This is a genomic window from Bacteroides timonensis, assembly GCF_000513195.1.
Taxonomy (GTDB): Bacteria; Bacteroidota; Bacteroidia; order Bacteroidales; family Bacteroidaceae; genus Bacteroides; species Bacteroides timonensis.
Map to the genome: position 1 here is coordinate 1 of NZ_CBVI010000109.1, position 14,295 is coordinate 14,295.

10 protein-coding genes are annotated in these 14,295 nt (G+C 47.7%); 9 read left to right on the top strand and 1 reads right to left on the bottom strand.

Annotated features, from left to right (window positions below; all coding sequences use genetic code 11):
• Positions 1–1,272, top strand: a 1,272-nt coding sequence (locus tag BN161_RS20335) for a hypothetical protein (RefSeq protein WP_044269740.1), incomplete at its 5' end; no start/stop codon positions are given.
• Between the two features lie 633 nt (positions 1,273–1,905).
• Here BN161_RS20335 and ltrA read toward each other — a convergent pair.
• Entirely contained in the window at positions 1,906–3,177 is a 1,272-nt protein-coding gene (gene ltrA / locus BN161_RS20340; RefSeq protein WP_044269741.1) for a group II intron reverse transcriptase/maturase, read from the bottom strand.
• 769 nt (positions 3,178–3,946) lie between these two features.
• Here ltrA and BN161_RS20345 point away from each other — a divergent pair.
• The 8 genes from BN161_RS20345 to BN161_RS28225 all read left to right on the top strand — a co-directional run bounded on the left by BN161_RS20345 (position 3,947) and on the right by BN161_RS28225 (position 14,148).
• Complete coding sequence (locus BN161_RS20345) at positions 3,947–5,626, top strand: SulP family inorganic anion transporter (RefSeq protein ID WP_044269742.1); 1,680 nt, start codon at positions 3,947–3,949, stop codon at positions 5,624–5,626.
• Positions 5,627–5,786: 160 nt separating this feature from the next.
• Positions 5,787–6,761, top strand: coding sequence for a tyrosine-type recombinase/integrase (locus tag BN161_RS20350; protein WP_044269744.1), 975 nt, complete (start codon positions 5,787–5,789; stop codon positions 6,759–6,761).
• A gap of 576 nt (positions 6,762–7,337) precedes the next feature.
• Positions 7,338–8,375 carry a DUF3575 domain-containing protein gene (locus tag BN161_RS20355; protein WP_044269747.1) on the top strand — a complete coding sequence of 346 codons (1,038 nt, stop codon included), beginning with the start codon at positions 7,338–7,340 and terminating at the stop codon, positions 8,373–8,375.
• 15 nt (positions 8,376–8,390) lie between these two features.
• Entirely contained in the window at positions 8,391–9,311 is a 921-nt protein-coding gene (locus BN161_RS20360; RefSeq protein WP_125910884.1) for a hypothetical protein, read from the top strand.
• 36 nt (positions 9,312–9,347) lie between these two features.
• Positions 9,348–10,349 carry a fimbrillin family protein gene (locus BN161_RS20365; RefSeq protein ID WP_052356360.1) on the top strand — a complete coding sequence of 334 codons (1,002 nt, stop codon included), beginning with the start codon at positions 9,348–9,350 and terminating at the stop codon, positions 10,347–10,349.
• Between the two features lie 91 nt (positions 10,350–10,440).
• Positions 10,441–11,451: a fimbrillin family protein gene (locus BN161_RS20370; protein WP_044269750.1), complete on the top strand. Its 1,011-nt coding sequence runs from the start codon at positions 10,441–10,443 to the stop codon at positions 11,449–11,451.
• 229 nt (positions 11,452–11,680) lie between these two features.
• Positions 11,681–12,142, top strand: coding sequence for an HU family DNA-binding protein (locus BN161_RS20375; RefSeq protein ID WP_044269746.1), 462 nt, complete (start codon positions 11,681–11,683; stop codon positions 12,140–12,142).
• 209 nt (positions 12,143–12,351) lie between these two features.
• The gene (locus BN161_RS28225; RefSeq protein ID WP_052356362.1) at positions 12,352–14,148 is read left to right on the top strand and encodes a fimbrillin family protein; all 1,797 of its coding nucleotides are present in this window, start codon (positions 12,352–12,354) and stop codon (positions 14,146–14,148) included.
• Positions 14,149–14,295: the final 147 nt, after the last annotated feature.

The window sequence follows — 14,295 nt, forward strand, 5'->3', positions numbered from 1 at the left end:
CCATTTATAAAGAACGTACTGATGGATGTAAAAAAGGCCACCAATATGGTCATCGGACGTATCGAAGCCCTCAACCAACAACTTTCCGGGAGCATACCGGAGGATAAAATGCCGCTATTACCGGTTACGGCAATTCCGGAACAAGTATCTGTCCAATACCTGATGACAGATGCGGAATCAACCCGCGCCATATATGACCTATTACCGGAGAAGTCCATTGATTCAGACTCCGTATCCATTAATGAGCAGGAAAACAGCTTGACGATTGAAGGAATTGATCCGGAAAAACTAACCGAATTTTTGGAGAATAATTTGGATGGGGAGACTTTTTCTAAAATAATAAAGGTATCGACCCTCTACGAAGGTCATCCCATCGAACTTATACGGGAAAGAAACACGAAAAGTTTCCAGTTGGTTTTAGACAAGCTTCGTAGCAACTCCAAATGGCTGAAGAAACAAGGGGTACATGGGTATAGTTCCATGAATGTATCCATAAGTAATGCCGCCATCGGTTATTTCCTTGTAACCATGCAATCTGCAAAAGGGCTAAAAGCAGGGATTATGGACTATACGGGAGAAGTCGTACTTCCTTTCACTTCCTATAAGAAAGGACAAAAGCCGGAAGAAATAATCGACCTTGACGGAGAAATACTCAGACGGGTTGAATCGGCAGGAACAGAATCTATTGATCCGATGGGACGCATCGAAGTGGCAGGAGTAGGAGTGAAAGACGAGAACCTCCAAGGAACTGTATATCCATTGATCATTGATAGGGAAACGGAAGCATCCCTTCTTATCCCCAATGATAAAGATGCCTGCAAAGACTACCGGTTGTGGCTTGACTCTTCCGGTAATGGGGAAGATGGGGAACCAACTCGCAGCATGGAAGCGCTACTCAGCATGAAGGATGAATTATATGCCCCCAGAGTGATAACAGAAATGGTAAACAGCCCTCTTAACGAGTACCTTCAGCAGAGGAATAAACTAATAACCGAAATAGTGACCGTGAAACCGGAACAACAATCTCCGGAATATACCGATGAAGCAATGGGGCGCATTAGCAATATCCGGATCGAGCAGCGTGGGGAACGACAAGAAGAATGGATATCAGCAGACATTGACGGAGTACCTATATTGTCCGAGAAGCTTTCCGAGAAAGAATATCGCGATATTATGGAAGGGGTAAAAACAGAAAAGGAGATTGCCGCAAAGATTTTCGGTCCTTATCTGCAAGAACAGCATGAAGAAAAACGGGTTGCTATGGGGGTATAATCCTATTATAGGATTCGCACAAATTTAACAGTAAGTTTGCACAAGAAAGCAGATTCCGGTATAAGGAAAAGGCGGACTGTCACAGTTCGCCTTTTTAACTACACAAAAAAAACTTTCGAAAAAAATGTACCATCTTTATATACCGGAGAAATAAACTATCGCAGTCTACTTTACTCAATATTAATTCTTCCTTAAACTTTAAAATAAAACAACTATTTATTGTTTACATCCTCAAGACAGGACAAACAAGGCTTTTTATTTCACAACACATTGAACACTGTTCCTTCATCAGGATCCTATTATACCAATTTCAAACTATGGCCTTCACTATAAAAAAATAAGGGGACAAGACCAACGTAGCAGAATCTACGCAACACCTTTTCCTCCTTATTTTTCTTTCTACTGTCTGGTTTTAAAGACTATTGTTGTTTATGTCATCCCATTTCGCCGGAGGCTCCACAATGTTTCCTCTCCGGCACTCCCGGACATTGACAGCAATCGTTCAACAACCAGGAGCTTGTCGAGTAAGTGGAGGGGAATTTCACCCCGCCCTTCTCTCAGAACCGTGCTTGACAGTCTCCCATCACACGGCTCTTCGTACTTAACTCTTTTGTTATTAACTTATTAATTCAATTATTTCAATTTACATAAGCGTGGATATGGTACATATCCTTCTACCCAATGCACAAACAGACTTCTGTCATACGATGCCCTTCTTACTAACCAATCAAACGCCTGTCCAAGTTTATGACCTCTCGCAAAACGTTTGTATTTGCGCATCACCCATTTAGACAACTTTTGATTAAGGTATTTCATCACCTTTCCAATCTCGGTCCTTCCAAATGGAGAGTAGTAATTGAGCCAACCTCTGACTTTTGGACCTATATTCTCAGCTATCTGCTCTATACCAATCTGTAGTCTGCGATTTAATTTCCAACTTCTTATTTCCGTCTTTATCCTCATCATTGCTTTCTTACTGATGGCTGGCAAAAATGCCGTAAATACTTGTCCAGTCTTAGAGTTCTTTGCTTCTCTTGGTCTAAAGGTAAAACCTAAATAGTCAAAGGAAGTATTTCCAGAGTTGCCTTTTCGATTACTATCCTTGCAATAGACTATCTTGGTCTTATCTTCATTCAGCTTCAAACCACATTCCTCAAAGCGTCTTTTCAGCACTTCTCGTAGGAATAAGGATTGCTTTTCTGATACTAGGTGGCAAACAATATCATCAGCATAACGCTCAAAGGGGATGCTTGGATAGTTATTTTTCATCCACATGTCAAAGACATAGTGTAGAAAAAGGTTTGCCAATAGCGGACCTATTACAGAACCTTGCGGTACTCCCATAGTACGTTCTATCATCGTACCCTCTTTTGTTTGATAGGGAACTTTGAGCCAACGCTCTATATATAGAAGTATCCACTTCTCTTCCACATGTTTGCCGACGGATTTCATCAGAAGTTCATGGTTAATGGTATCAAAGAACTTACTGATGTCCATGTCAAGCACCCATGCGTATTTCATGCACCGCTCTTTTGCCTTGGCTACGGCATCATGAGCAGATTTATTTGGACGATAGCCATAAGAGTCTTCATGAAACAGTGGGTCAATACGTGGAGTTATCGCCAAGACAACTGCCATTTGCGCTATTCTGTCTTCAATGGTGGGAATACCCAAAGGGCGCGTTCCTCCATTTGATTTCGGAATTTCCACAAGTTGGACTGCCTTGGGGAAATAACATCCAGAGCTCATGCGGTTCCAGAGTTTATAGAGGTTGCGGCTCATGTTATTTACATAAGCATCCATACCTATATTATCTATTCCCGCACTGCCTTTGTTTGACTTGACTGCATTGAAAGCCTCATAGACTAACCGCTTATCAATTTCAAAAGGTTTTGCGTCATTCATTGGTCTCATCCTTTATTCAAGTTGAACTACAAACTCGGCTAAGTACGTTACCCCCTTCGCTCCAACCTCATTACAAGGACTTCAACACTACTACGAGGTAATCCGCCGCAGACATGAACATCGGTACTTTCTGCCTCGCCTGTCATAACTCTAGCATTTTCCCTTAGCATTTCATGCCTACTTCTCACGTTCCTTCAAAGAGCCTGTGATAAGTTCATGCCATTTATACACCGCACACCCGGCTGTCAGTAAACAGGTGGCTTCAGCCGTTATCCCAAGATACATAAAAGACCTTGGTTTTGATGTGACTTGATAACTTTGCTAACGATGCTTCACCAATGGTTCATTTGCATTCATCTCCTTATCACATACCTTGCCAACCTTACGGAAGGCTTTCAATTGTCGTTCACCACCTATCGGTTTCCCTCAAAGCAGCACAAAGTGGTTTGCTATCAGCTCCTGCAAGCCGAAAGCGGTAGGCCTACTACCATCTCTTCAAAAGTTACGAGAATATCATTTCAGAGTAGCCGACTCTTTCACGCTATTTCTCTCGTGACACACTTTCTGGTTGCAAAGGTAGTGATTAAAGCATGAGCGAAGATATCTATTCAGGTAAAACTAATACCTATTAAAGCAGGCAAGCCATTTATCCGGCAGATTTCCATAAAACCATGATATTTAGGCAAATCAGCGATCTGTTTATCTCGATTGTTTTGTGTAATTTTGCAGCCTTTATTTCGCAAAAGCAAAACATATAAATACTATTATTATGAAGTTATTTGAATTTAAGCCCAAACTGGTTTCTTGTTTAAACAATTACTCGAAAGAAACCTTCATGGCAGACCTGATGGCCGGTGTCATTGTAGGTATCGTTGCACTTCCTCTTGCCATTGCATTCGGCATTGCGTCCGGCGTTTCACCCGAAAAAGGCATTATCACCGCCATCATAGCCGGATTTGTCATATCTCTTTTGGGTGGCAGCAAAGTGCAGATAGGCGGCCCGACGGGCGCCTTTATCGTCATCATCTACGGAATCATACAGCAATACGGTGAAGCTGGGCTTATCGTTGCGACCCTTATGGCGGGCGTGATTCTGATCCTGCTCGGTATATTCAAGCTGGGTGCTGTTGTCAAGTTCATCCCGTATCCTATCATTATAGGTTTCACAAGTGGCATTGCCGTTACCATTTTCACGACACAGATAGCCGATGTTTTCGGCCTTAATTTTGGTGACGAGAAGACCCCGGGAGATTTTATAGGCAAATGGATGATTTATTTCCGCCATTTTGATACGGTAAACTGGTGGAATACCATCGTAAGCGTTGTGAGCATCATTATAATAGCTGTTACTCCCAAATTCTCGAAAAAGATTCCGGGATCACTGATAGCCATTGTCGTAGTGACTGCCACCGTCTATTTGATGAAGACTTACGGAGGCATTGACTGCATTCCGACCATTGGTGACCGCTTCACCATTCATTCCGAACTGCCGGATGCGGTTGTTCCAACATTAAACTGGGAGGCAATTAAAGACTTGTTTCCCGTGGCCATTACCATTGCGGTGCTGGGAGCCATTGAGTCGCTGTTATCAGCCACCGTTGCCGACGGTGTGATCGGCGACCGCCACGACTCGAATACGGAATTGATCGCCCAAGGCGTGGCCAACATGCTGACTCCCCTCTTCGGGGGTATCCCTGCCACCGGAGCCATTGCACGAACCATGACTAACATCAACAACGGCGGACGGACTCCTATAGCCGGAGTTATCCATGCTATTATACTGCTGCTGATTCTTCTTTTCTTCATGCCCCTCGCACAATTCATCCCCATGGCATGTCTTGCAGGAGTATTGGTCATCGTTTCTTACAACATGAGCGGCTGGCGTGTATTCAAGGCCCTGCTAAAGAGCCCGAAATCGGATGTAGCAGTATTGCTGATTACGTTCTTCCTCACTGTCATCTTCGACCTGACTATCGCTATCGAAGTGGGTCTGGTCATTGCCTGCATCCTTTTCATGAAGCGTGTCATGGAAACTACACAGATTTCCGTCATTACCGATGAAATTAACCCTAACCAGGAACTCGACATTGCCGTACGCGAAGAAAACCTGGCCATTCCCCAAGGAGTGGAAGTATATGAAATCAGCGGTCCTTACTTCTTCGGCATCGCCACGAAGTTTGAAGAAACGATGTCACAGTTAGGCGACCGTCCGAAGGTGCGCATCATCCGTATGCGCAGGGTGCCCTTCATCGATTCCACCGGAATCCATAACCTGACTACCCTTTGTGAGATGTCACAGAAGGAGAAGATTACCGTCATTCTTTCCGGAGTGAACGATAAAGTGCTCCAAGTATTGGAAAAATCAGGATTTTATGAACTACTGGGAGAGGAGAATATCTGCCCGAACATCAATGTTGCCATAGACAGAGCAAAAGAGATTATCGAATAAGGCAAACCGCACTTTTGCCAATGAACCCTTCAGTTTTTGACTTCTCCGGTTTCCTCTTTATAACTTACTCACATCCTTTACTTTGCCTTCACAAACATTCCGGAAACGGCACTGTTTCCTTACCAGATAAACAGAATGTCGAACTAAAAAAGAAAAAAAGATGATTGAAAGAGAAACAAGAAGAGAGGCGGCAGACTTTATCCCCTATATGAAGGCGGTTATAAAGAAGCTGAAAGCGGACAAGAAGCATCCGGCGGTGCATACTTACACTGCCACGATGAACTCCATCACGCAGTATTCCGATGAGAAAGGGCAAGCAACGACTATTGCCGAAGTTTACACACGCGGCAGACTGAAGGAATACCAAGAGTGGCTGCGGCAACGGAAAGCAAGCTGGAATACGGTTTCCACTTACATGCGCACGCTGAAAGCTGTATATAACAGATTGCTGGATGACAAACTGGCGGGGTACGAGCCGAAACTGTTTGAAGACGTGTACACCAAAGTAGAGTCGCAGACCAAACGCTCGCTCACACAAGAGCAAGCTAAAGTGCTGATGACGGCAGATTTCAGTGTCCTGCCCGGCGACGTACAGCGTGCGCTGGCATATTGCCTGCTGATGTTCCTTTTCCGGGGAATGCCGTTCATCGACCTTGCCTATCTGCGCAAGCAGGATGTGAAAGGAAATTCCATCGTGTACTGCCGCCATAAAACCGGACGGCAGATGACAGTACGCATCCCGCATGAAGCAACGGAACTACTTGAAAAGTATTGCAACAAAGACCCAGATTCTGGCTATCTGTTCCCTATTCTGGACGAAAAGATTGAGGATGAAGGAGAACTGTACCAATACTATCTGCGCACACTAGCGAAATTTAACCGGGGACTGGGCAGACTGTCAAAAATACTGCTTAATGGCGTAAAGATAAGTTCCTACACTGCACGCCATACCTGGGCAACATTGGCATTCTATCAAGGCACTCCAATCGGAATTATCAGCAAAGCTTTGGGACATTCGTCCATCAAGGTGACAGAAACCTATCTACGGCCTTTCGAAAATGAAAAAGTGGATATGGCGAACGACAAACTGATTCTTTCGGTGACAGAGAAAGCCGGAGAGAAAAATGCGGCATAGCAAAACACGATGTGACTATATGTTAAATGAAGGAAGAGTTACTTACCAAGTAACGGTGGCTAGTAATTGACAAAACTAAGCATATTTTTTCATTTATCAAACAAAAAGTATGAATTTATAAAAAATAAATTGCAATTTTTTCACATAGGGATACAAAATATAAAAAGCCGACATATCATCCGTATTTTTTGCCATTTCGAGCACACGATGCATGTTTCCATCTTTGATAACCCAAAAACGGAATGATTCTCCATTTGTATAATTCTGCTACAAAGTCTTGTAACTGTTAAACGTTTTCAGGAAAAACGCTTTTTCCCTCCCTCTTAGGAAGTGGAACCTTCGTTACTTGGTAAGTAACGAAAATACTAGAAAAACATGGTGAAAAAAGCAACCATATCCCATAGTATGCCGTACTACTCTCTTTTCGAGGGCAGTTTACAAAAAGCACACTCAATATTCTTCTTTACCCGACCGGATATAGATGAAAACCATGGGTTAAAATTATCCCTATTTACAAAATTTTCCACTTATCTGCCGATAACCCTACTCTTTGATTTTACCCAAATTAACTATAAAATGCTGAAAAATTGGACTTTATTGTCCTTTCTCCTCCTGCTGTCACTGTCTGTGACGGCGCAGGAAACCACGGACAGCGTGTACGAATTCCGTTTCGTCCCGCAGAAGAATATGTTTTTCGTTCCCTACGGTAATAACCGTGCCGAACTGGAACGGCTGTCACAAATCATCAGGCAATACCGCCCGGAAATAGAGGACGGCAGGATGCCCCTCCACGTGGACGGGTATTGTAATTCGCTCTCCGGCAGAGCGGAAAATCTGGCTGTCGCAAGGCTGCGCTCCAACCGGGTGAAGTCCGAACTGATTCTGCACCACGGAATGACGGAAAGATGCTTCGTCACCCGCAACCATGCCGAAAGCGGTGACTACGTGACGGTAACAATCATACTTCCGACAATTCAAAAGGAGGAAGTCAAAGAGGTGGCAGTCCAAACCGTAGTGGAGAACACACCGACTGTAGCTGAACCGGTTACGGAGAAACAGCAAACGGAAAGCATAGCCACTTCTTCGGAGAACGTTGCTCCACAAGCCCACGAAGATAAGGTAAAGGCAGTTCCATATACGTTTGCCATCCGCGCCAACCTTCTTCGCTGGGCAACACTTACTCCCGACCTCGGTGTGGAGTGGCGCATCAACCGCCATATCGGCATCCTTGTCAACGGCTCGTGGACATCGTGGAGCTGGGACAACAAGAACCGCCGCTATGCCCTTTGGGAAGTAGCGCCCGAAATACGCTACTATATAGGTAAGGAGAAGCGCGGATATATCGGTGCTATATATAAGGTGGGCGAGTTCAACTACAAGTTCTCCACTGTCGGCAAGCAGGGCGACCTGACGGGCGGCGGCATTACCGGAGGCTATCAGTGGAAACTGAACCGCGCGTTGGCACTGGACTTCAATCTCGGCATCGGCTGCATCCATGCCGACTATGACAAATACGAGGTCATCGACGGCGTGCGTGTACGCTGTGGCAATGGGAGCAAGAACTGGTGGGGTCCGGTATCTGCCGGAGTGACACTGATGTGGAAATTATTCTAAATGCAAAGAGAAGATATGAAAAGAACAAATAACATAATCACTGAAAACGGACATCTGTCAAAGATAAAGGCAGTGCGCAAAACAGTTTTCTCAGCTTGTGGAGGAGTATTTATCTTGGCGGCGGCTTTCTCGCTCACGGGCTGTGTGAAGGACGAGCTGCACAACACGCCGCACCCCGACAAGGGGGCGATTGTGGTACAGATGGACTGGAGCGACCTGCTGCCCGAAGCCGTGGCGGACAATTACATCTTGAATGTGGACGGCTACGAGCAGACCGTCAGCGGAAGCACCAACACGGTGGAACGCCTCTCCGAACCGGGCGAACACTCGCTCATGGTGTATAACAAGCCACAAGGCATCACCATCAACGGCGACATCGCCTCGGTGAACGAGATAATCGACGGAAGAAGTGTCGGGAGCCGCGTAGAGCCGTTGCCCGACTATCTGTTTTCGATAAGCGAAAAGGTTATCGTAGAGAAAGACGACACGCTGCGCATCAAGGCAAAACCCCGCCAATGGGTGCGGCAACTGGATATGGAACTGTCGGTGAGCGAAGGCGACTATAAACGCATCGTGGCGGTTACGGGCACGCTTTCGGGCATTGAGCAGTCGGTGGACATCCGCAAGGGAGAACGGCTGGGTACAGCGGTGATAGTAAACAACGACTTCACCGTGGCAGAAGATAAATGCAACACCTCGTTCCGCCTGATGGGTATCGTGCCTACGGAGCACCAGACGCTGACGGTGCACATCGTCTTCAGCAATGGCGACACGCAGACCATCGAGAGCGACCTCTCGGAACAGATGGCTGCTTTCCATGATGGCAACGCGCCGCTGACACTGACCGGAAGCCTGAACCTGCCCATAGAAGTGGGAGCGACCGGCAGTATCAGCAACTGGATAGTGGTGGACAACGGAACAACAGACATACACTAAGCGAGCAAGACCGCGTAGAAACAAGAGTAAAAAGTGATGAAATATAAACCAAAAAATATCAAGAAGACGATGAAAAAGAAAGACTTCACAAGAGCCGGGACATTTTCCGGCAAGCGAATCGGCGCAGTGCTCTGTGCCGCCACATTCCTGCTGTGCGGATGCGGCAACGACAGTGAAACCGCAGGGACGGACACGGACAGCCTTGTCCCCCTGCAAGTGAACGCAGGCATCGAAACGCGTGCCTACAACAACCTCTGGAACAAGGATGACGCCATCGGCATCTACATGCTGAACGGTACGACTGCCGAAGCCGTCAACAAGAAGTACACCACAGATGTGGCCGATGGCACTGCAAGCGGCACTTTCAAAGCAGCCGATGGCGACATCTACCTCCCGGTGAACGGAGACGGGCGTGACTTCATCGCCTACTATCCGCATCAGGCAGGCATGGCAGAAAACGGCAACAAGTATGCCATAGACCTCAGCGACCAGTCCTCGCAGAAAGCCATCGACCTGATGCGAAGCGCAAAGGTGACGGACAAGAACAAGAATAATGCAAGCGTAGCCTTCCTGTTCAGCCACAAGCTGGTGAAGATAGAAGTCACCATCGAGCACGGAAACGGCGTGGCGGCGGAAGACCTTGCCGGAACCACCGTGGCACTGACCAACCAGCCCGTCAAAGGTTCGTTCGATGTACTGACGGAGGGTGCGGAAGCCGTGCCCGATGCCATCACGGAAGTGAATACCTTGAATAGCATAACCCTCTATCCCGTTCTGGAGAGCAGCAAGTACGAGGCCATCGTCTTTCCGGCAGAAACGACGGAAGGCATGGAAATGGAGTTCATCGTACCGAAGCTGAGCGAGACCGTCCCGTTCACTTTCACCGTGAGCGATGCCGGGAAGTCGAAGCAGTTCGTGGCAGGCAATAAGTACCTCTACACCATCAAAATCAACAAGATGGGCATCGGCGTGACCTCCACCATCGAGTCGTGGGGCTATGGCAACGGCGAAGATGGCGAAAAGGGCAACGCGGAATGATGCCGCACCACACCGGTTGCGGAAACCGGAAAACAAGAGAAACTAAAAACAAAACAATATTTTTTCTAACTTTTAAATGTATAAAAAGACAATGAAGACAAAATTTATGATGATGATGGCTGCCGCAGCACTGGTGCTGACGAGTTGCAGCAACGACGACGAGACAGACAACTGGAACGGCGAGATACGCCTGAGTAGCGGGCTGGCGGTGCAGACACGCGCAAACAACACTGATGTGCCCGACAAGCAGATAGCCGAAAATCAGACGGTTTATACCTGGGTGGACAAAGTTCCCATTTCCAGTGGCGATGCTGCTACGGCATACATCAACGCATGGACGCTGACCGCCCAAGGCAACGGCACATTCATGGGCAACGCCCAATATTACCCTGCCGATGGCGCAAAACTCGACTTCTATGCGATGCACGGAAACTTCACGTTCACCGAGAATGGCGATGTTTTCCCCACGACAGCAATCAACCATGACGTGGCTGCTAACCAAAGCACCAACCTTGGAGAAAATTACCTGAAATCCGACCTGCTGTATGGGTTAAAGACAGAAGTTACTCGCAGCGGAAGTGCAGTGAACCTGACTTTCTATCACCTGCTGTCGAAGGTGGAAGTGGCTCTGAAATCGGGTGCAGGCAGTCCGAATCTGGTGGGTGCAACCGTTACCATCGAAAACACCAGACTGAAAGCCTCCTTCACCCCCAGCAAGACTGCTGACATCAACAACAGCGTTTCGGAAACAGCACAAGCTGCCCGTGCCGGATTGGTTACTTGCCCAACAGACAATAACGATGTCACTTCGATTGCCATCGCCACAAAGATGGCTACGGGCGATTTCGCTGCCGGAACTGAATATGCCGCCGCTATCATAGTGCCCCAAACCGTAGCGGAGGGTACGCAATTCATCAAAGTAGTGCTCGCGAATAACGGCGGAACATTCACCTACAAAGTTCCCAATGAGATCACGTTCGAAAGCGGCAAGAAATATCAATACCAAATCACCGTAAACAAAAGCAGCTTGAGTGTAACATCCAGTATCAGCGGCTGGTCTCCGATAACTGCCATAACCGGCGAAGCCACGATGAGCAACTAATCAATAAAATCAAACAATCCGCCCCTTCCCCGAAAAGCCGGCTACCTTGTCCGTGTCAAGGTAGCTACCTCGACCACCACTTGGTAGCTACCTCGACACCCTAAAGGTAGCTACCTCGGCAAGGCCAAGTCAGCAACCCCTCTACAGATACCTGTAGCCGCCTTTCGGGACAGCGGACGGAAAATTTAAAATAATCAACAAACCCCTAAAAAAGAAAGGAAACAAAATCATGCCATTCTGGAAAAAAGCATTCAGTAACAGAACCAAGGTCTACTTCCCCCAAGCCATCGTGCAGGGCAAGCCCGTAGAAACGGAGACCATCGCCAAGGACCTGGCCAAGATCTCCACCGTAAGTAACTCCGACGTTCAAGCCGTGCTGGGCGACATCGCAGGCGTGATGCATACCCGCATGATGCAAGGCAAGAGCGTCCACATCAAGGGACTGGGCTACTTCCGCTACGTGCTCGACACCCGGGGCGTGAAAGACCTCAAGGACTTCAACTTCGACCAGCAAGTGCAGGCCGTGCGCGTGCAGTTCATCCCCGAACGCACCAAACTCTCCAACGGCGCCTACACCCGTGCCCTCGTGGACAGCGACCAACTGGAATGGATTGAACTCTCGCCCGACGCCCAAGACCAGGACCCCGCACAAGGCGGCGACGGCAACCTGGAAGAAAATCCGCTGGGATAAATCCGCGGACAGCCCCCCCCTCAGCCACCGCCGGACGAAGAAAGCGTAAAGTCCGGAGCGTGTGCAACCCTACGAAGGTAGCATACCGGCAGCGTCGCTGCTGCCGGTGGCACAAAGTGAAACAATCATTATATACCTGAGTCGAAGCATGTTTTCGATGAGGTGAAACTTAAAGTAACAGTAGAATCTTTTAAAAACAAAAGCAGATTATGAGATACAGACAACAAGGCTGCAAGACAGCCATTATCGGATTACTGGCAGGTATGCTGCTCGCCGCCTGCACGCAGGACGAACTTGCCGACAAGCAGGGCGAGCCGCTGCCCGAAGGCAAGTATCCTATCACCTTTACCACAACGGTGGAGGGCGTGACTGCCACCCGTGCCGCCACTGCGGACGGGCAGTGGACTACCGGAGACAAGATTGCCGTGCAAGTGGACAGTGAAGTAAAAGAATACACCGCGACACCTGTCAGCGGCAATGCTGCCACAGCCACGCTGAGCAGCACTTCTCCATTCTACTGGCAGAACACAAAAGACATCAACGTTTCGGCGTGGTATCTCGGTACGGGATATCAAGCTACACAGCCAACTACGTGGAGCGTGAAAAGCGACCAAAATCAAAATGACGGCTACCAAAAGAGCGACTTCCTCTATGCCCCTGCCAAGAACATCGCTTTCAAACCCCAGGCCGGAACAGCCAATAGCCTTACCTTCTACCACCAGACGGCAAAGGTCATCATCAACATCCGCAATAAGGGGATTTTGACCAATGCAAGCAAGATAACAAGTGTCGTCATCGGCAATAACAACAATATCGCCCTTAAAGGTACATACACCGCACCGACCGATAACAACACCGCAGGCACGTGGACTTCTGCAACCGAGACAGCCGATAAGGGCACGATTACCCCCAAGAGAACAAGTTTCAATGCCGACGTCAGCTTCGAAGACGGCAGCACCCTCGAAAACGCCCTTGCCAGTTACGAAGCCCTCGTCATTCCGCAGACGGTGACCACGGGAGAGAACTTCATCGGCATCACGGTGGATGGCACCACCTATTATTATAAGGCAGAAACCGGGAAAAATGAACTGAAAGCCGGATACGTGCATACTTACAACATCACCGTGAAAGGAGAGAAACTGGAGGTGACTGTAAGCAATAGCAGCATGAGTTGGGAGACTGGCACTTCGGGTAGCGGCAGTGTTGAATTACCCACGATAATCACGCTCGGCAGCGAAGCCGTTAGTATATCAGACGACGGAAAGTATCTCCTCACGGGCACGGGTTCGGGTGCCGTCACCATCAACGGCTCGCCTACGGTAATATTGAATGAGGTGACCTTGAACACGTCTGCTTCTCCATCCATCAATATTACGGGCGGAAGTCCCGAGCTGACCTTCAAGGGGACAAATACGCTGAAAACCAATGCGGGTGGAATCTTTCTATCAAACGAAGCGAATGTCACTATAAAGGGCGACGGGGCGCAAAATACAATATTGAAGATACAGGGAAAATACGGTATTGGTGTGTATCGGGACCAAAACAAATGCGGCAATATCACTATCAGCGACATAGCGTTGAATATCAATTGTGAGGGAGCCGGCGTTGGTTCATCAACAAACTCTACTTGTGGAGACATTAGCCTTACCCGCTGTAAGCTGGACATTTCAACTACACTAAATGCCGCATGCATCGGCACTTCTGCTGGCGAGGAAATGTATAAGCAGATATGTGGTAACATAGAGTTGCGGGATTGCGAAATCATCAATCTGACTGCTAAACAGCCGGCTTATTATAATTTCTCTCCAGCGGCCATAGGATGCAGTGGCGGCGCGAACAAGTGTGGAAATATAAACATCTATCTACGTGAGAGTGAAACAGTGGATGGTTTTCTGACTAAAATCACTGTAGATGGCGAGGTAGATAAGGTTGGAAAAGGAAGTAATGGTTATAGTCTTACAGAAGAAATCGGAACTGTGACATGGTATGACAGCACGGGACTATAGATTGATGAAGGAGCGAAAAAATAAAAATAAACGATATATATGATAAAGAAGATTCTGACATACTACGCCGAGCGGCTGGACGAATACCTCTCCCGGCTGCACCACCAGCCCGAAGGACTGGCGGAAGTGGGCTTTGTGGGCAACGGC